We start from the raw sequence: 17,403 nt of genomic DNA, 5'->3' as shown, positions 1-17,403 counted from the left end.
CGCGAGCGCGAACGCGTGGGTTTTTATGGTGCGGGGGCACAAACTGATGGTATATGTTCAAGGCGATCGTTAGCGCGGAGACGCTCAAAACGGCTCTGGACTCCGTGAGCGTGCTGGTCGACGAGTGCAAGATTCATCTCAACGAGGACGGCATCTCGATTCGAGCGGTCGATCCAGCCAACGTCGGGATGGTCGATCTCTCGCTGGACGCGACTGCATTCGAGTCCTACGAGGCCGATGGCGGGCTCATCGGTGTGAACCTCACCCGGCTCGAAGACATCGCCGGGATGGCCGACTCGGGCCAGCTCATCGAACTCGAACTCGACGAGGAGACGCGGAAGCTTCACATCCAGATCGACGGGCTGGAGTACACCCTCGCACTGATCGACCCGGACTCGATCCGACAGGAACCCGACATTCCGGATCTCGATCTCCCGGCGGAGGTCGTCATCGAGGGGAAAGATATCGACCGCGCAGTGAAAGCCGCCGATATGGTCTCCGATCACATCGCGCTGGGCGTCGATGCCACCGACGATCAGTTCTACGTGCAGGCGGCGGGCGACACCGACGATGTCCACCTCGAACTCGACGATGGCGATCTGATCGATCTCCAGTCCGGCGATGCCGAGTCGCTCTTTAGCCTCGACTATCTCAAGGACATGAACAAGGCAATCGCCAACGACGGCGAAGTAACCATGGAACTCGGTGAGGAGTTCCCAGTGAAGCTTCACTTCGAAATCGCCGAGGGTAGTGGTAACGTGACCTTCATGCTCGCGCCACGGATCCAGTCCGACTGATACGTCCGACAGTTCTCAGCTGTTGAGTAGGAAGGTACCTTTTATTAGTCTTCACCCCTCATACCAGAATGCGTCAAACGGCACAGACGCCGTTCTCACGACGTTAAAACACCATCTTCCGTTAACAATCTATGACCAAAACTATCGCCGTCAGCAACACGCCGTTTATTAAAGAGGACGTAGTCAGCGAACAGCTCTCCGCCATCGATCACGAACTCGTACCGATCGAAACCGGTGACACCGACGCGATCGTCGAGGCAGATCCCAACGCGGTGATTCTCGACGTGAACACCGGCGTTACGGCCGAACTCGTTTCCCAGCTCGATAACCTCGAGATCGTCGCTCGCGCCGGGACGGGCTTTGATAACGTCGACGTCGAAGCCTGCCAGGAGGCGGGTATTCCGGTCGTCAACGTCCCGGGCTACTCGACGAACGAGGTCTCGACCCACGCCTTCTCGCTGCTACTCGCGTGCCGACGGACGCTCGTCGAGTACGACCGAGACGTCAAACAAGAAGAGTGGAACTGGATGCCAAACCGGACGTTCCCCCGGTTTTACGGCTCGACGCTCGGGATCGTCTCCTTTGGGACCATCGCCCGGCGGATCGCCGAGCTCACCGAGGGCTTCGATCTGGATCTGGTCGTCTACGATCCATACGTCGACGAGGAGGTCGCCGACGAGTACGACGCCGAGATCGTCGAGTTCGACGAACTGCTCGAACGCTCGGACGCCGTGACGATCCACGCACCGTTGACCGACGAGACCCATCACATGTTCGATGCCGATGCCTTCGAGAAACTGGCCGACCACGCAATCGTCGTCAACGTCGGCCGCGGTGGGATCATCGACGAGGACGCTCTGTACGACGCGCTTGTCGAGCGCGAGATCTTCGGTGCGGGCCTTGACGTGATGGAAGAAGAGCCACCGATCGGCTCGAAGCTACTGGAGCGTGATGACGTCGTGCTCACGCCCCACGCAGCGTGGTACTCTGCCGACTCCCACCTCGATCTCAACGAGACCGTCTCGCAAGACGTGCTGCGTGCGTTGCAGGGTGAGGAACCCGAGAACACGGTCGAGCCGAAAGGCTGGTAGACAGACTTTCGAGCGGTTTTGGGGCTCAGTGCCCGTCGATCACGCGTTTTGCGGCCACCGCTTTTTCCTTCCAGCCGTAGCCCTCCTCGTGGACGTGTCGCTTCGAGTCGACGAGCTCCTCGGGTGAGGACTCCTCGAACCCGCCCCGGGCCCAGGTGCCGCTCTCGTGGAGCCACTCGATGACGTTTTCCCGGGTTTCTGGCCAGTCTAGCCCCACCATCTCGAACCAGGCGATCAGCGCGAAAACGCTGTTGTCGTGACAGCCCGGCACCGACCCCTCCTCGTAGATCGTCTTGACCGGGTCGTGGGTCGGCGTGCTGACGCGTTCCTTGCGCTCCTCGGGCGTCAGTAGCTCCAGCACGCCGTCGGCCTCGCGCACGCGATGCTCTCGCTGGAGCTGTTCGAGTGCCGCGGCGTGCAGCCCGCTCCAGCGGCCGTCGACGGCCTCCCGGAGCGTCGACTCGGCACATGGCTCGGCCGATAGCACCGACAGAATAGCCGTGTACGCATACTCGATCTCGTGCCATTCGGTTCCCGAGAACCGACAGTCCGGCTCGTGGAGGTTGTTCGTCGTCCGGCAGCCGGGACACGGGTACGCGAAATACGACGTCACACCCGTTCATACGTGGTCGATCCCAAAAACGCCCCGGTTGTCGGATCGGTCGTTTTATCCTGCCGCGAACGCAATTCCGGAGCGATGAAGCGCCTCTATGCCCGGTACCCGTTCCTCGACGACGCCCGCAAAGCCGTCGAAGCGGCGGAGGTCGACCTCGTCGAACTCGTGAACCGCGACGGTGCGGCCGCCGTCGACCGGGCCGTAGAGCGCGTCGACGCCGCGCTGCGAGAGGGTACGATCGGCCAGCCCCATCGACGCACCCGTGTCGAGTTGCTCTCCTATCCGATCGCTCGTGTCCTCGTCTCGCTTGTCGACGAGCACGTTCTGATCCGCAAGTACGCTCACGCCGAGGCGGCCGCCGCCCGCGAGCGGTTCGAGGCGGATCTCTCTTCCGATACCCAACTCAAAAGCACCAGCGACGAGCGGCTTACCGTCGACCACTTGCTCGCCGAGTTCGACCTCACCGGCGACGTTCGCCCAGCGCCCGAAGGCTACCGCATCGCCGTCGGGTCGTATCTTCGGCTCTCTGCGGACCTCGACGGTGAGGAGTGGCGACTGGTCAATCGGGCGCTCTCGAACGGATCAGTGCCCGTTGAGGAGGCGGAGCTCCACGACCTGCTCCAGCAGGCTATCCGGGACCGAATCACGGAGGGGCTTCCGCTCTCGGTTCCCGACCCGATCGCAGCGGGTCTCGACGATGCGGTCGACAGTCTCGACGAGTCGCTTGCCGACCGGCAGCTCAGTACCGACTTTGACGCTGTCCGGCCCGATCTGTTCCCGCCATGCGTCAAGGCACTCCTCGACCGTGTCGAGGCGGGCGACGAGCTCAACCACACCGGCCGGTTCACGCTGACTGCCTTCCTCACGAGCGTGGGCATGTCTCCCGGCGAGGTCGCCGAGCTCTCGGCTGGCGACGAGTTCAACGACGAGACAATCCAGTATCAGGCTGCGCATCTGGGAGAAAACGGGACAGGCGAGTACCCTCCACCGAGCTGTGCAACGATGGATACGTTCGGACTCTGTGTCGACAAGGACGAGCTCTGTTCGGAGATCGATCATCCGCTTACCTATTACGACGAACGGCTGGACGCGTCCGCCGAGTAGCCGACGAAATCAGTCAAAACCGTGGTCTTCGTCCTCGTCGTTGTCTTCCGCACTTACAGTGTACGCCAGCACGACGCCCACCGCGGCCATCAGCAGAATAAAGAAGATCACGCTCCCGACGAGCAGCATCCCGCCATCATCTGTCAGCGCTCCGTCGGTCGCGTAGGTTGATCCGACCCACATCATCGTGGCGATCATGACTACGACAGCGCCGACGGCTGCGACAATTTCGATCACTCGTTCCCGCTCGAGGTCCATACCTGATCGAACCCACGGGCCGATCAAAAGCGCTTCGATGAGAGTGTCTTGGATGCTACAGACGATCGGCACCTTGACCAGCGACCAGTGGATCTGTCTCGAAGTGCAAACCTGATCAGCCAATCGGTTGGTTTTGTTGAAGTTCGGTCCGGGAATTCTCAGGGTTAATACAGGATCTGGAGAAGCCTTAGGCCGATCCAGCACCTACCTGCTAGTATGACGCATTCCGCACACACACCCGCGTCAGCCGCTCCACCTGACCGTTCGCTGGGTGACCTCGACGACCGCTCGCGACGTGCCCTGACCGAGCGGATGGCGGTCACAGCGCTCGGCCGCGGGAGCTACGAGGTCGTCGGGGAGTCCGATGACGCCTATCTCGTAGACCTGCCGGCCGGTCGCTGTACCTGTCCCGACCACCGATTCCGCGACGAGCGATGCAAACACGTCCGACGCGTGGCCATCGAGATCACGGCCGGCCGGGTGCCCGCGCCGGATCAGATTGCCGTCGACTGTGAACGCTGTGGCGAGACGATGTTCACCGAGCACACAGCTTTCGAGCCGTACCTTTGTCCTTCCCACGAGCTATCCGTAGGAGACATGGTCTACGACCGCGAGACAGGCCAGCGACTCCTCGTCGTCGGGCTATCGGACCGCCGCGCTGACGAGGTGTCCATCTCCGCGGCCCGGGGTACCGTCGCCGACCACTACTCGAACCGCGAGTACGATGCCGACGATCCCGTGGTCTCGGTTGTCTATCCGGACTCGTTTGAGTTGACCCAACACGGTCCCGCCCCCGACTCGTTGACCGTCTACTCCTTCCCGCGTCCCCGACTGACAGTGACGCCGTCCTGATCTTTTCTCACCGCCGCTCGATCCGCATCTCCATCCCGTCGGCGGGATGCATTGTCAGCGATCCGCGCAGGTCGAGCGGGCCGTCGTCGACGCGGTCGAGCGAGAACCGCTTTGCGACCGCCGCCAGTACCATTGTCGCCTCGACGAGCGAGAACCGCTTGCCGATACAGCTTCGGGGGCCAGCGCCAAAAGGGAAGTACGAAAACTGCGGGTTCGACGGTGACTCCCAGCGCTCAGGCCGGAACGCTTCTGGATCCTCGAAGTTCGCCGGATCGCGATGGATGGCCCACTGGGGTAACATTACCAGCGCATCTTCGGGGACCGTGTAGCCGCCGAGCTCGACGTCCTCGGTCGCCTGTCGGAACATCGTGTACACTGGCGGATACAGCCGCATCGCCTCGTCTAACACCCAGCGGGTGTAGCTCAGGCGCGGGATATCCGCCATCCCCGGTTTCCCGTCGATCACGTCGTCGATCTCCGCGTGCAGCCGGGCCTCAGCCTCGGGGTTCTCCGAGAGGAGATAGAACGCGTACGTAAGCGTCAGTGCCGTGGTGTCGTGTCCCGCCAGCAGCATCGTCATCGCCTCGTCGCGCACCTGCGTGTCGTCTATTCGCCCCTCATCGCGAGCACGCAGCAGGATCGAGAGCAGGTCGTCGCCGTCGAGTCCCTCGTCCGTCCGCTCTGCCACTACGTCGTCGATGACGCCTTCGAGCGTCTCGATCGCCGCCCGATACTGTCGGTTCTCCTCGGTCGGTAGCCAGTCCGGCACGATAGCCCGACGGGGATCCGGCTCGAACCGGCGCCCCAGCGGCTCCAGGTTCTCCTGAACGATACGGGTTCGATCCGGGCCGATCTCGGTGCCGAACATCGCGTCGACGATGATCTCGACGGTTACGGTCGCCATTTCGACTTCAATATCGCGCACGTCACCATCGTTCCAGTCGTTGACCAGGCTCTCGGCCCGAGTGGCCATCATCTCCGTAAGTTCGTCGATCCGGTCGGGCGCGAACGCCGGCTGGGCGAGCTGGCGCATCTCCCGCCAGAACTCGCCCTCGCTCAACAGGAGCCCGTTACCGAGCAGCTCCTCCATCGCGTCGCTCTGGAACTTCGGTTTGCGAAAGCGCTCGGGATCGCTCACGAGAACCTGCTGGACCAGCTCCGGTGAGGAGATCATGTACGTCTCGTTGGGTCCGAGATCGAACGTCGCCACGTCCCCGTAGGCGTCCCGGACTGCCTCCATGAACCGGAAGGGATCCCGGGAGTAGTACGGAGTGGTCCCGACGATCGGGAAGTTGTTCGGGCCAGGGGGCTTGGGATGCATTTGTCCGGATCTTAGCCCACAGAAGTATGAACCGCACGCAGATAGGTTAGTTGACAGATCAACTATCCACGTCGTCGAGTCGGGCCTGACTGGAGTGGCCGGTCAGTTCGTCGAAATCCGTCCCGTCGGCGAGTGCGGTCTCCTTTTTGACCCGATAGTTGCCGCCGTCAGTCGTGTACAGATCGGCAGGGTGGAAAAAGTACCAGTCCTCCCGATCGAAGCGGACGCCGATCCGTGGCTTTGCCCCGAAGTTCTGGGAGAAATACACCAGCGCCTCGACTTCCTCGCCGGTCAGATAGATCGGGTCACCGGCGCTCGATTTCGCCTCGATCGCGTAGAAAGAGTCGCCGTCCCCCGCGAGCACGTCCGGTAGCTCCCGGTCGGTGGCGCTCCCGCTCGCCGGTGCACGCATCACGGCGAATCCGGCCCCGTCGAGTTCGTTTACGAGTTCTCGCTCTCGCCTGTCGCCCTTCGCGTTCGACATCGGCTAAACGCTGGGTCGGCGCTCCCTTAACGCTCGCGGTCAGCGATTCTCCTCGAACTCTTCGATGACACTGTGAACCTGCTCGGCCCACGCGTCGAGTCCCTCCTTCAGCATCTCCTTTGCCTCTGGTAGCGGGACGGCCATGTACTGGTAGACGTACCCCCCCGAGTCCAGCAATCGTCGCTCACGGGTCGCCAGCCCCAGATCGAGCAGCGTCGTCAGCGCCCGGTTGACGTTACTCCGGTCCCGATCCAGTGCGTCGGCGAGCTCCTCGACGGTGCTTCCGGGCTGGTCGAGGAGCTGGATGTACGTCCGCGTCACGTGCTCGTTGACGCCGAATACACAGGACATCACGACGGTAAAGTCAGGATCCGCAGCTTCCATCAGTTGCCGCATATCCGGGTCGCGGGTATCGCTCATACGATTCCATTGGCCGACAGAAGGATAAAACCGGTCGATCCCGTCAGAACGTGCCGATCCGGAACAGGTTTATCAACGATAGCGGGGCGATTCCGGAGTATTCCGAGAAGACTGCCACGGTGCAGGACGAGGCGGGTGTGCGACACGCCGCACCGTGGTCCGTAGTGTCGCCTGCTTGCCCTTCAGTGAGCCCCACTGCCGATCACTCGCTGCTGTATCCGAACTGCTGGATACACTCGCGCATCTCGGCTTCGTCATCGTGTTTGTGCAGCGTCGTGGGCGTGTCGCAGTAATAGGTGCCGCCGTCGAAGCGTAACGTTACGTTGTGGGTCGAGCCGAGCAGCTCCGTCTCGACGATCACACGTCGACCCTCGTTGAGCGTCGCAACCAGTTCGTCGACACCGAGTTCACCGGACACGACACGGAGCGGTTCGGTCATCACTTGTTCTGTTGGTCCAGCCAGACCATCAATCCTTTCTGGGCGTGCAGGCGGTTCTCCGCCTGATCCCACACCACCGAGGAATCACTCTCGATCACGTCGCCGGTGATCTCCTCGCCGCGGTGGGCGGGCAGACAGTGCATGACGATCGGGTCGTTGCCCGTGGTTAGCAGCTTCTCGTTCACCTGAAACCCCTCGAAGTCGTTCATCCGGACGTCGCGTTCGTCCTCCTGGCCCATGCTGATCCAGACGTCAGTATAGACCACGTCCGCATCCTCGACCGCCGTAGCAGGATCCGTCGTGACCGTGGGCTTACCGCCCAGGTCGGCGGCCCGCTCGACGACATCGTCGTCGATACCGTACCCCTCCGGAGTTGCGACCGTCAGGTCGACATCGGCGAGCGCACAGCCGAGAGCGAACGACTGGGCGACGTTGTTGCCGTCGCCGACCCACGCTGCGGTAACGTCGTCCAGCTCGCCGCGGTGCTCCCGGATCGTCAGCAGGTCCGCGAGCGTCTGACAGGGGTGCGCATCGTCGGTCAGCCCGTTGATCACCGGCACGTCGGCATAGCGGGCCAGCTCCTCGATGTTGGCGTGTTTGAACACACGAGCCATCAGCACGTCGACGTATCGAGAGAGCGCCCGCGAGGTGTCCTTGAGCGGCTCGCCACGACCGAGCTGGATGTCGCTCTCGCCGAGGAAGACCGCGTGGCCGCCGAGCTGGGTCATGCCGGTCTCGAAGGAGACTCGCGTCCGCGTGCTCGGCTTCTGGAACAGCATACCCAGGGTCCGCTGATCGAAGTCGTCGTGGTGGAGGCCATCTTTGTACTCGGCCTTGTACTCGCTGGCGACGTCGAGGACGGTCTCCAGTTCAGTGCGTGTCAGGTCGTCTACGTCGAGGAAGTGTCGTGTACTCATTCGTTCTCACCCGTGAGGCGTTCGGTTACCGATTCGAGGACGTCGATTGAGCGATCGTACTCCGCAAGCGAGAGATGCTCGTTCGGCGCGTGATCGAGATCGGAATCGCCGGGACCGTATGTGACGATTGGACAGTCCCAGTGGTCGGCGAATACGTTCATGTCGCTCGTGCCGGTCTTTCGGAGCAGGCGCGGATCGCCGCCAGCGTTCCGGATCGAAACGCGGAACGCCCGTGCGATCTCCGTCCGTGGACTTTCCATCACCGGCTCGACCTTGTCCTTCCAGTGAACCGAGCCCATCCCGTCGAGATAGCCGTCGGCGATCTCGCGGACCTCTTCGACGGAGAGCTCCGGCGGAATCCGAAGCTGTACGTCCATCGTTGCCTCGACCGAGAGGCCGTCATCGGTCAGTCCGCCGTCCATCTCGGTCGGCTTCGGCGTCACCCGCTCGAACACCGGCTCCCACTCGTCGGCCTCGAACTCGTCTTCGATGTTCGACCACCAGGCGATCGCGTCCTGAATGGCGTTGTTCTCGGGGCGGGAACTGTGGCCTGACTCGCTGGTCGCGACGTAGGTTCCGGCGAGCAGGCCGCGGTAGCCGAGCGTGACGCCGTCCCAGCCGCTTGGCTCGCCGTTGATCACGGCGTCCGGAACGGTGTCCCGATCATCGATCGCGAACCGCGAGCCGCGGGAGTCGACCTCTTCGCCGACGACGCCAAGAAAGCTGACGCCGGTGTCGACTGCAGCGACGGCCATCGCGGCGAGTGCACCGGTGGCGTCGACGCTCCCGCGGCCCCACAGCACCTCGCCATCCTCACCGTCTTCGACTCGTACCGGGATGTCCCCCGGCACGGTGTCGATGTGAGAGGTCAACAGTACGGAGTCGTTGGCAGGTGCGCGGACATTGCCGATCTCGTCGATCCAGACCTTGCGGTCGTGGGCCTCGAAGAAGGCAGCGAGCCGCTCTGCGGCCTCTCGCTCTTCGCCGGTCGGTGATGGGATGCGTACGAGATCGATGAGCAGTTCGCGAGCCTCCTCGCTCGCGCTGGATTCGACGGCTGCAGTCATCCGTCTTCACCCAGGATATCGACCAGCGCGTCGACGACTTCGTCAACATGCTCGCGCTCGATGGTCAGCGGCGGGAGCAGTCGCAGCACCGAGCGCCCGGCGGGAAGCGCGAGGATGCCGTGGTTCAGCGCGAGCTGTTTCAGCAGCCGGTTCGATCCCCGTTTGACCTCGATGCCGATCATCAGTCCTTCGCCACGGACGTCGCGAACTGTGTCACCGAGTTCGGCCTCAATTTCCTCGCGGAGATCGCCCCCGATCTCGTCTGCATGAGCCGGAACTCCCTCGTCGACGATAGTCGAGACGGTCGCCTCGGCGGCGGCACTGATGACGGGGCCGCCGCTGAACGTCGAGGCGTGCGAGCCGTAGTTTTCCGCGATCCAGTCGCGACACAGCGTCGCGCCGATCGGGAGGCCGTTGCCCAGTCCTTTCGCGCTGGTGATCATGTCGGGGACGACGCCCGAGTCGTCGGCCGCCCACAGCGAACCGGTCCGGCCCATCCCCGTCTGGACCTCGTCGAAGATCAGTGCGGCATCCGACTTGGTTGTCGCCTCGCGTGCTGTTTCGAGGAACGAGGTCTCGGCGGGGTTGATACCGCCTTCGCCCTGGATCGGTTCGACGATCACTGCCGCGGTCTCGTCGTCGACCGCCTCGGCGAGCGCGTCGTCGTCGTTGTAGGGGACGAACTCCACGTCGCCGATCAGCGGCTCGTATGGCTTTTTGTACTTGTTCTTCCAGGTCGTCGCCAGCGAGCCCATCGTTCGGCCGTGAAAGCCCTGCATCGTGGCGACGATCTTCGAGCTCTCGGTTGCCGAGCGGGCGAACTTCAGTGCCGCCTCGTTAGCCTCGGTGCCGGAGTTACAGAGCCAGACCTTGTCGATTCCTTCTGGTGCGGTCTCGGCCAGCAGTTCGTACAGGTCCGTCCGGCTCTGGACCGGATAGGATGCCTGCACGTAGGTCAGATCGTCGAACTGCTCTCGGACGGCGGTGTCGACGGCAGGATGGTTGTGACCGAGCGGGACGCAGGCGTAGCTCGCGCCCATGTCCAGATACTCGTTCCCGCTGTCGTCGTAGAGATAGGCCCCCTCGCCACGCTCGATCTGGATTGGCTTTTCGTTGAAGACGAATCCGCTCATACCTCTCCCTCCGGGGCTTCGGTGAGTGCGTCGGCCGTGATATGGGTGCCTCCGCCGTCGACGGCGTCGGTGATCGGCATCTCGGCGTTGGCGTCGGCGACGACGACTGCCGGAGAACCGCCCGAGAGCGCTTCCTTCGCGGCCATGACCTTCTTCATCATGAACCCTTCCGCGGCGTCCTCGATCCGTTCGAGCCCCGAGGGGTCGTCGGCGCGCTCGATCAGGGTTGACTCATCGTCGGGGTCGTCGAGGATGCCCGGCACGTCCGTAAGAACGACCAGGGTCGCGTCGAGCGCTCCCGCGACTGCTGCTGCAGCGCGATCGGCGTCGGCGTTGACCGGGGTCACGTCGCCCGACTTCTCTTCGCCAAGCATCGGCACCGTCACGACGGGGGTGTAGCCGTCGCCGAGTAACGTCTCCAGCAGATCGCCGTTGACGTCGGTGATCTTGCCCGAGTGGTCACCGCGTTTGATCTTCTTTTTGCCGTCCTCGACGACTCGCACGGCCGACTTCCGGCGGCCGGTGATGAGCCCGCCATCGACGCCCGAGAGCCCGATCGCGTCGACACCCTGGTTCTGTAGCCCAGCGGTGAGATCGGTGTTGAGCTTGCCCGGTAGCACCATCTCGAACACCTCCATCGTCCGTTCGTCGGTAAAGCGTCCGACGACGCCGCCCGGCGTCTCGACGTACGTCGGCTCCTCGCCCAGTTCCTCGAGCGTGTCGTCGACGGCGGTCGACCCGCCGTGAACGACGACTACCTGTTCGCCCTGTTCGACCAGTCTTGCCACGTCGGCGAGTGCACCTGCCGGGTCGACGGCACGCGCCCCCCCGATCTTGACGACCGTTGTCATGAGAAGTTCTTGAATGTATGCAGCATCTGTCGGTATCAAAAGTTGACGGTTCCGGGCCGCTACGGCGATCCCACGGGGTGGAGCCCCTGGAACTCGAGCCCGGCGGTCTCCTCCAGGCCGAGCGCGACGTTGGCCGCATGGACGGCCTGCCCCGCCGAGCCTTTCATCATGTTGTCGATCGCCGAGAAGACGACGACCCGCTTGTTCGAGGGATCGAGCTCGAAACCGACTTCGCCGTAGTTCGTCCCGGCGACGGCTTTCGGTTCGGGGTAGCGGTAGACGCCGCTCCCACCCGCTGCCATGCGCATGAACGGTTCGTCCTCGTAGGCGCCACGATACGCCTTCCAGAGGTCTCCCTTCGAGACGGGGCCGTTCGGAAAGACGTGCGCGGTCGCCGACGCCCCGCGGATCATATCGACCGCGTGGCAGGTAAAGGAGACGTCCAGCCCGAGGAACGACTCGATCTCGGCTTCGTGGCGATGACCCGTGGGCGCGTAGGGGCGGACCACACCCGAGCGCTCGGGATGCGAGGAGGCGTCACCGCCACCCGCCCCGCCCTCCGAGGAGCCGACCTTCACGTCGACGACGACCTGCTCGGAGCCGTCGAGGACGCCTGCCTCGATCAGCGGGTGCAGGCCGAGGATCGTCGCGGTGGCGTTACAGCCGCCGGAGGCGATCAGGTCCGCACCCGGCAGTGCCTCGCGGTTGATCTCGGGCAGTGCGTAGACCGACTCGTCGAGCAACTCGGGGCGGCTGTGCCCGTCGTACCACTCCTCGTACTCGGCTTCGGTGTCGAGCCGGAAATCCGCCGAGAGATCGACGACGGTGTCTGCCGCATCCTGAAACCGGTCGATCTGCTCCATCGAAACGCCGTGTGGCGTCGCAGTAAAGAGCACGTCGACGCTCGCCAGTTCTTCTGGATCCGAAAAGCGCAGGTCGGGATGGGTGCCCCGAAGGTTCGGGTGGACCGATCCTACCGACTTGCCGTCGTAGCTCCGGCTGGTCGCCTGCTCGATCTCGAACTCGGGGTGGCCCGCCAGTAGACGTAGCAGTTCGCCGCCGGTGAAACCGCTCGCGCCCACGACGCTCGCGGTCAGATCAGTCATCAGACCGTCACCTCCGCTTCGACCTGCGCTTCGAGCCAGTCGACGACCTCGCCGGTCACGTCGACGTCGGTCGCGTCGTTCAGCGCCTTGAACTCGACGGTGTGGTTGACCTCGTGGACCGTGTATCCCTCGGGATCGCCGTTCTCGTCGACGCCGGTCTCCATCAGATCGACGCCGAGCAATCCGCCGCCCACGGCGTCACTGGCCTGCTCGACGAGCGATGTCGCTTCCTCGTCCAGCTCGAAGGAATCGGTCTCGGCACCTTTCGCGGCGTTGGTCAGCCAGTGGTCCGAGGAACGGACCATCGCGCCGACCGGATCGCCGTCGACCGCAAGTACGCGAATGTCACGGCCCGGCTTCTCGACGAACTCCTGGACGTAGAACACCTTGTGCTCGTAGTGACCGAGCGTCGCCTTGTGTTCGAGGATCGCTTCGGCGGCGCTTTTCGAGTCGATCTTGGCCATCAGCCGTCCCCACGAGCCGATCACCGGCTTGAGGACGCAGGGGTAGCCAAAGGATTCGATGATCTGCATGGCCGCGTCCTTGGTAAAGGCGACTTCGGTGTTGGGAGTGGGGATGCCCGCCTTCTCCAGTGCGAGGCTGTTCTTTACCTTGTCCGCACAGATCTCTGCGGTCTCGGCGCTGTTGACGATCGGGATGTCGTAGGCCTCACAGAACTGCGTGGCGTACCGGCTCCGACTGGTCGCCAGACAGCGATCGAGCACCACGTCGACGCCCTCGAACGCCTCCGGCGGCTCCCGGATGGAGAAGCGCTGTTTGCGAACGTCGATCTTGACAACATCGTGATCGCGCTCGCGAAGCTCTTCGAGCAACAGTTTCTCGTCTTTCCTGATCCGGGAGTAGAGTAGTCCGACTTTCATTGTATCCTCGCGACCGCTCCGATCGTCATTACTCGCCCCAGTCCTCTTCGAGCTCGGGGGCCTTGTCGAGCTCCGGCGGCTCGACGTCGATCACTTCGAGCTCCGCGCCGCAGGTGGTACAGTCGATAATCTCTCCGACTTCGAGGTTGTCGTGCAGCGAGACCTCCGCCCCGCATTCGACACAGTCTGTCATTGTACTCTCCTCTCGTCGCTATATCTACTTAAATCCTGCGAACTTATCAGAGAAAAGAAATACGCACACTGCTAGCTAACGGGACAAAACAAACTGTTTCGCAACTTTCACAGATCCAGTATCAATTTCTATATGTTTGGTCCCCGGACGGGGATCGCCGTCTCCGGGGTGGCTGTGACGCCGGGAGCTCACGCATACGAACTCACCTCGTCGTCGAGCAGGGCCGCCCCGGTCGCGAGCGCGTCGCGGCGGTCGGCGAGAACGTCCTGATCAGCGGCAAGTTGGTCGTTTGCATCCCCGAGGGACGCCTCGACCGCCGCCGGTGCGGGGCCACCAACCGAGTCACGTGAGGCGACGCTCTCGGCGGGGTCGAGTGCCGCCTCTACTGCGTCCGGATCGACGTACTCTGCGAGCGGGGCATCGAGCACCTCGCGTGCCGCGGCGTCGATGGCGTCGAAATCACCTCCGTCCTCAGAAGCGACTGCGACGACCTCGTGGGCGGTCCTGAACGGGAGCCCGTTCGCCGCGAGCAGGTCGGCGACACCGGTCGCCGTCGAGAAGCCCTCGCCCGCCGCATCGGCGAGCGCGTCTTCGGGCCACTCAGCAGTAGCAACTGCCCCGCCGACCACGTCGGTCGCGTCGAGCACGGCGTCGACCGTCTCCCACGCGTACGGCGTCGCGGACTGGAGATCGCGGTTGTACGCACGCGGCAGTCCCTTGAGCGTCGTCAGCAGGCCATTGACTCCCGCTGCCGCCTCGCCCGCCGTCGCGCGAACCAGTTCGAGCGTGTCCGGATTCTTCTTCTGGGGCATGATCGAGGACGTCGAGGCGTAGTCGTCGGACAGCTCGACGAACCCGCGGTTGGCGAAAACGACGATGTCCTCTGCGATCCCGGACAGCGTCGTGGCGTGGGCTGCCAGCGCGCTCACGCTTTCGAGCAGGAAATCGCGGGTCGAGGAGGCGTCCATCGAGTTTTCGACGATCGACTCGAAGCCGAGCAGTTCCGCAGTGCGCTCGCGGTCGATATCAAAGGTAGTTCCGGCAAAGGCCGCCGCACCGAGCGGCGAGCGGTTCACCCGCCCGTAGGCGTCGAGCAGGCGCTCGGTGTCGCGCGCGATGGCCTGCTCGTACGAACAGAGCCAGTGGGCGACGGTCGTCGGCTGGGCGGGCTGGAGATGCGTATAGCCGGGCATCACGGTGTCGGTGTGCTCGCTTGCGGTCTCCAGCAGCTGTTCGCGCAGGGCGATCGTCGCCTCGATGGCGTCGAGCAGGTCCTCGCGCAGCCGGTAGCGAATACAGGTCGCCACCTCGTCGTTGCGCGAGCGCGCGGTGTGCATTTTTCCGCCATCCTCGCCGACGCGCTCGATTACGGCGGTCTCGATCGCCGCGTGGACGTCCTCGCCCTCGGGGAGGGTCTCGTGGCCCGCCGCCTCGATCTCGTCGAGTGCGGCGAGGATTTCGCCAGCCACGTCCTCGCTGACGATCCCCTGCTCGGCCAGCATGACGACGTGGGCGCGATCGACCGCGATATCCGCCGCGAAGATACGCCGGTCGGCGTCCATCGAGGAGAGAAACTCCCGGGCGGGACCGCCAGTAAAGCGATCCCGGCGCACCACGTCGGAACTGGGGGTTTCCTCCTCGGTCATGTTACTCGTCCCCGTCGACCGATTTCGTCACGGCGTTGGCCAGACGACCCTGATAGCCGTGGTACTTGGCAACGCCAGTGGCGTCCTTCTGGGTGATGCCCTGCCCTTCGACTGTCTCGGTGTTGAACGAGGCGGCCTCCTCTGAGTAGGCGGCGTACTCGCTCTCGCGGCCGACCGGGCGGGCGCTCCCGCCTTCGAGTTTAATCGTTGCTACACCGGTGACTCGTTTCTGAGTCTCCTCGATGAAGCCTTCGAGTGCGCCGACGAGCGGGGCATCTATCAGGCCCTGATACGCTTTCTTTGCCCACTGCTGGTCGACCTGGGCCTTGAACTCGCGTTCCTCCTGCGTGAGGACGAGCCCCTCCAGCGCCTCGTGAGCGTTGAGCAGCACAGTTGCGGCGGGGTGCTCGTAGTTTTCACGGACCTTCAGTCCCAGCATACGGTCTTCCATCATGTCCGTGCGGCCGACGCCGTGCGCGCCTGCGCGCTCGTTGAGATGCTCGATCAGTTCGACTGGGCCGTACGCTTCGCCGTCGACGGCAACGGGTTCGCCCTGCTCGAACTCGATCTCGACGAGATCGGTTTCCTGCTTGTTGCCCGGCGCATCCGTCCAGTCGTAGATCTCCTCGGGTGGGACGTAGTTGGGCTGTTCGAGATTTGCACCCTCGACAGAGCGGCTCCAGAGGTTGGTGTCGATCGACCAGTCACCCTCGTTACCGCTCTCGACGGGCAGGCCGCGCTCCTCTGCGTATTCGATCTCCCACTCGCGGGTGAGTTCGAGTTCGCGCACGGGTGCGATGACCTCCAGATCGGAGTCGCGCCAGATGGCCTCGAACCGGAGCTGGTCGTTCCCCTTCCCGGTACAGCCGTGTGCGACCGCATCACAGTCTTCCTCGATTGCAGTTTCGAGGATCGCGTTGGCGATGACGGGACGCGCCAGCGCGGTCCCGAGCGGATAACCCTGGTAGGTCGCGTTCGCCTTCAGCGAATCCAGACAGAGCTGTGCGAACTCTTCTCGGGCGTCGACGACGTGCGTTTCGACGCCGAGCGCCTCTGCAGTCTCCTCGGCCTCCTCGAACTCTTCGGCTGGCTGTCCAACGTCGACCGTGACGCCGATCACTTCGTCGTATCCGTACTCCTCTTCGAGCAGCCCGACACAGACCGTCGTATCGAGCCCGCCCGAAAACGCGAGAGCCACACGTTCCATTTGTACTCGAATCCAGCTTTCGGAAGGTATTAAATCCTTTTCTTTCAATTTTTGAATAAAATGCTCAGAGATGTCTATAGAGGGAACAAACGCTTCTTAGCTGTTCGTTAAGATTCGGATGGTCGAGGATTGGAATAGTAGTGGGCCTAGAAACGGCCCCGCCGCCGCCGACCGGTAGAAACGAGCGGAGACACGTCGCTCTCGGGTGCATCGAACGCCATTCCCGAACGAGTTGTCTCCATGTTGGCTGTAGCTACTCCGCTCGCGGTATTAAAAACTTCTGAGTCACCGCCGGAAACCGGCTTTCAGCGCCGTCGAGCGATCATCGTCGCTCCGATCAACGCCACGAGCGTGACACCAACGCCGAAGCCGGGGAGGCTATCGTCGTCGCTCTCGCCCGCATCGTCCGCGCCTGTCGTCGCCTCGCCATCGCTGGTCAGGACGGCCTCGAAGCCGTCCAGATCAGTTCCGCCGACCCAGGTCGCTGTGCCGTCAGCCTCGTCGTCCGGCGTCGGGGCTGCGTCGCTCACGTGGTGGCCGTCCGGCGCGACGACGGTCAGCGAGTGATCAGTCTCGTAGCCGCTGGCGAACGGCTCGGTGACGACGAGGTCCTCGCCCTCGACGGCGGCGAGGTTCGTCCATTCGACCGTCATCGACAGGACACCAATGTCTCCGTCTCGCTCGGCGGAGACGCTCTCTGCTGTTACTGCCATCGACCGATCCGTTCGGTCACTCGCCGTGTCGGCAACTGACTGCATGTTGCCCTCGTACCGGTCGAGTGCGTCGGTCTGTGCCTCCTCGTCACCCTCTAGCGACTCGAAGGCGTCTGTCTCCTCGTCGCTGTCGAGATCGTAGGTCATCGTCAGCGTGACCATCGCGTCGCCCTCGTCGTCGACTTCGACGATCGTCGACGGTTCAGGTTCACTTTCCTGGGCTCCTGCAACCGGTGCTACGGCGATGCTACACACCACGAGTCCCGCAAGTACCGTCGCTATCGCACGATTGGAAATCATCGATAAT

General features: G+C 63.4%; 20 protein-coding genes. 4 read left to right on the top strand and 16 right to left on the bottom strand.

The annotated features are described in order from the left end of the window. Positions 1–53 precede the first annotated feature (53 nt). Together AArcS_RS15320 and AArcS_RS15315 are read left to right on the top strand one after the other, a co-directional pair. On the top strand, positions 54–797 hold the full coding sequence (locus tag AArcS_RS15320) for a DNA polymerase sliding clamp (protein WP_238478288.1): 744 nt from the start codon (positions 54–56) through the stop codon (positions 795–797). A gap of 131 nt (positions 798–928) precedes the next feature. After that, complete coding sequence (locus AArcS_RS15315; protein WP_238478287.1) at positions 929–1,888, top strand: C-terminal binding protein; 960 nt, start codon at positions 929–931, stop codon at positions 1,886–1,888. Positions 1,889–1,913: 25 nt separating this feature from the next. On the opposite strand, the gene AArcS_RS15310 is transcribed toward AArcS_RS15315, so the two are convergent. Further along, positions 1,914–2,501, bottom strand: a complete 588-nt coding sequence (locus AArcS_RS15310; RefSeq protein WP_238478286.1) for a DUF7474 family protein — start codon at positions 2,499–2,501, stop codon at positions 1,914–1,916. Positions 2,502–2,585: 84 nt separating this feature from the next. Here AArcS_RS15310 and priL point away from each other — a divergent pair, with 84 nt between their 5' ends. Continuing rightward, positions 2,586–3,608, top strand: coding sequence for a DNA primase regulatory subunit PriL (gene priL, locus AArcS_RS15305; RefSeq protein ID WP_238478285.1), 1,023 nt, complete (start codon positions 2,586–2,588; stop codon positions 3,606–3,608). Positions 3,609–3,617: 9 nt separating this feature from the next. Here the strand turns inward: priL and AArcS_RS15300 are convergent, their stop codons facing one another. Beyond that, positions 3,618–3,866, bottom strand: a complete 249-nt coding sequence (locus AArcS_RS15300; RefSeq protein ID WP_238478284.1) for a DUF7472 family protein — start codon at positions 3,864–3,866, stop codon at positions 3,618–3,620. A 216-nt stretch (positions 3,867–4,082) separates the two neighbouring features. Here AArcS_RS15300 and AArcS_RS15295 point away from each other — a divergent pair, with 216 nt between their 5' ends. Beyond that, positions 4,083–4,718: an SWIM zinc finger family protein gene (locus AArcS_RS15295; RefSeq protein ID WP_238478283.1), complete on the top strand. Its 636-nt coding sequence runs from the start codon at positions 4,083–4,085 to the stop codon at positions 4,716–4,718. 7 nt (positions 4,719–4,725) lie between these two features. Here AArcS_RS15295 and AArcS_RS15290 read toward each other — a convergent pair whose 3' ends face one another. The 14 genes from AArcS_RS15290 to AArcS_RS15225 all read right to left on the bottom strand — a co-directional run bounded on the left by AArcS_RS15290 (position 4,726) and on the right by AArcS_RS15225 (position 17,396). Continuing rightward, positions 4,726–6,039, bottom strand: a complete 1,314-nt coding sequence (locus tag AArcS_RS15290) for a cytochrome P450 (protein WP_238478282.1) — start codon at positions 6,037–6,039, stop codon at positions 4,726–4,728. Between the two features lie 58 nt (positions 6,040–6,097). Next, complete coding sequence (hjc, locus tag AArcS_RS15285) at positions 6,098–6,523, bottom strand: Holliday junction resolvase Hjc (RefSeq protein WP_238478281.1); 426 nt, start codon at positions 6,521–6,523, stop codon at positions 6,098–6,100. A gap of 39 nt (positions 6,524–6,562) precedes the next feature. Then, entirely contained in the window at positions 6,563–6,943 is a 381-nt protein-coding gene (locus AArcS_RS15280; protein ID WP_238478280.1) for a helix-turn-helix domain-containing protein, read from the bottom strand. A gap of 202 nt (positions 6,944–7,145) precedes the next feature. After that, positions 7,146–7,382, bottom strand: coding sequence for a DUF8001 family protein (locus tag AArcS_RS15275; RefSeq protein ID WP_238478279.1), 237 nt, complete (start codon positions 7,380–7,382; stop codon positions 7,146–7,148). Further along, complete coding sequence (gene argF, locus AArcS_RS15270) at positions 7,382–8,299, bottom strand: ornithine carbamoyltransferase (RefSeq protein ID WP_238478278.1); 918 nt, start codon at positions 8,297–8,299, stop codon at positions 7,382–7,384. The genes AArcS_RS15275 and argF overlap by 1 nt, the downstream gene beginning before the upstream one ends. Further along, positions 8,296–9,366, bottom strand: coding sequence for a [LysW]-lysine hydrolase (locus AArcS_RS15265; protein WP_238478277.1), 1,071 nt, complete (start codon positions 9,364–9,366; stop codon positions 8,296–8,298). The genes argF and AArcS_RS15265 overlap by 4 nt, the downstream gene beginning before the upstream one ends. Next, positions 9,363–10,499, bottom strand: a complete 1,137-nt coding sequence (locus AArcS_RS15260; RefSeq protein WP_238478276.1) for an aspartate aminotransferase family protein — start codon at positions 10,497–10,499, stop codon at positions 9,363–9,365. Before AArcS_RS15260 ends, AArcS_RS15265 begins: the two co-directional genes overlap by 4 nt. Next, the gene (locus AArcS_RS15255) at positions 10,496–11,350 is read right to left on the bottom strand and encodes an acetylglutamate/acetylaminoadipate kinase (RefSeq protein WP_238478275.1); all 855 of its coding nucleotides are present in this window, start codon (positions 11,348–11,350) and stop codon (positions 10,496–10,498) included. Before AArcS_RS15255 ends, AArcS_RS15260 begins: the two co-directional genes overlap by 4 nt. Positions 11,351–11,409: 59 nt before the next feature. Beyond that, positions 11,410–12,456 carry an N-acetyl-gamma-glutamyl-phosphate reductase gene (gene argC / locus AArcS_RS15250; protein WP_238478274.1) on the bottom strand — a complete coding sequence of 349 codons (1,047 nt, stop codon included), beginning with the start codon at positions 12,454–12,456 and terminating at the stop codon, positions 11,410–11,412. Then, positions 12,456–13,337 (bottom strand): lysine biosynthesis protein LysX, encoded by an 882-nt coding sequence (gene lysX, locus AArcS_RS15245; RefSeq protein WP_238478273.1) that lies wholly within the window; start codon positions 13,335–13,337, stop codon positions 12,456–12,458. The genes argC and lysX overlap by 1 nt, the downstream gene beginning before the upstream one ends. Positions 13,338–13,365: 28 nt before the next feature. Next, positions 13,366–13,530, bottom strand: coding sequence for a lysine biosynthesis protein LysW (gene lysW, locus AArcS_RS15240; RefSeq protein ID WP_238478272.1), 165 nt, complete (start codon positions 13,528–13,530; stop codon positions 13,366–13,368). Between the two features lie 188 nt (positions 13,531–13,718). After that, the gene (argH, locus tag AArcS_RS15235; RefSeq protein WP_238478271.1) at positions 13,719–15,176 is read right to left on the bottom strand and encodes an argininosuccinate lyase; all 1,458 of its coding nucleotides are present in this window, start codon (positions 15,174–15,176) and stop codon (positions 13,719–13,721) included. A 1-nt stretch (position 15,177) separates the two neighbouring features. After that, positions 15,178–16,383 (bottom strand): argininosuccinate synthase, encoded by a 1,206-nt coding sequence (locus AArcS_RS15230; RefSeq protein ID WP_238478270.1) that lies wholly within the window; start codon positions 16,381–16,383, stop codon positions 15,178–15,180. Positions 16,384–16,688: 305 nt separating this feature from the next. After that, positions 16,689–17,396 carry a DUF7345 domain-containing protein gene (locus tag AArcS_RS15225; RefSeq protein WP_238478269.1) on the bottom strand — a complete coding sequence of 236 codons (708 nt, stop codon included), beginning with the start codon at positions 17,394–17,396 and terminating at the stop codon, positions 16,689–16,691. Positions 17,397–17,403 lie beyond the last annotated feature (7 nt).

The sequence above is a fragment of the Natranaeroarchaeum sulfidigenes genome (assembly GCF_017094485.1).
GTDB lineage: Archaea > Halobacteriota > Halobacteria > Halobacteriales > Natronoarchaeaceae > Natranaeroarchaeum > Natranaeroarchaeum sulfidigenes.
This window is presented reverse-complemented; position numbering and strand designations above follow the sequence as displayed.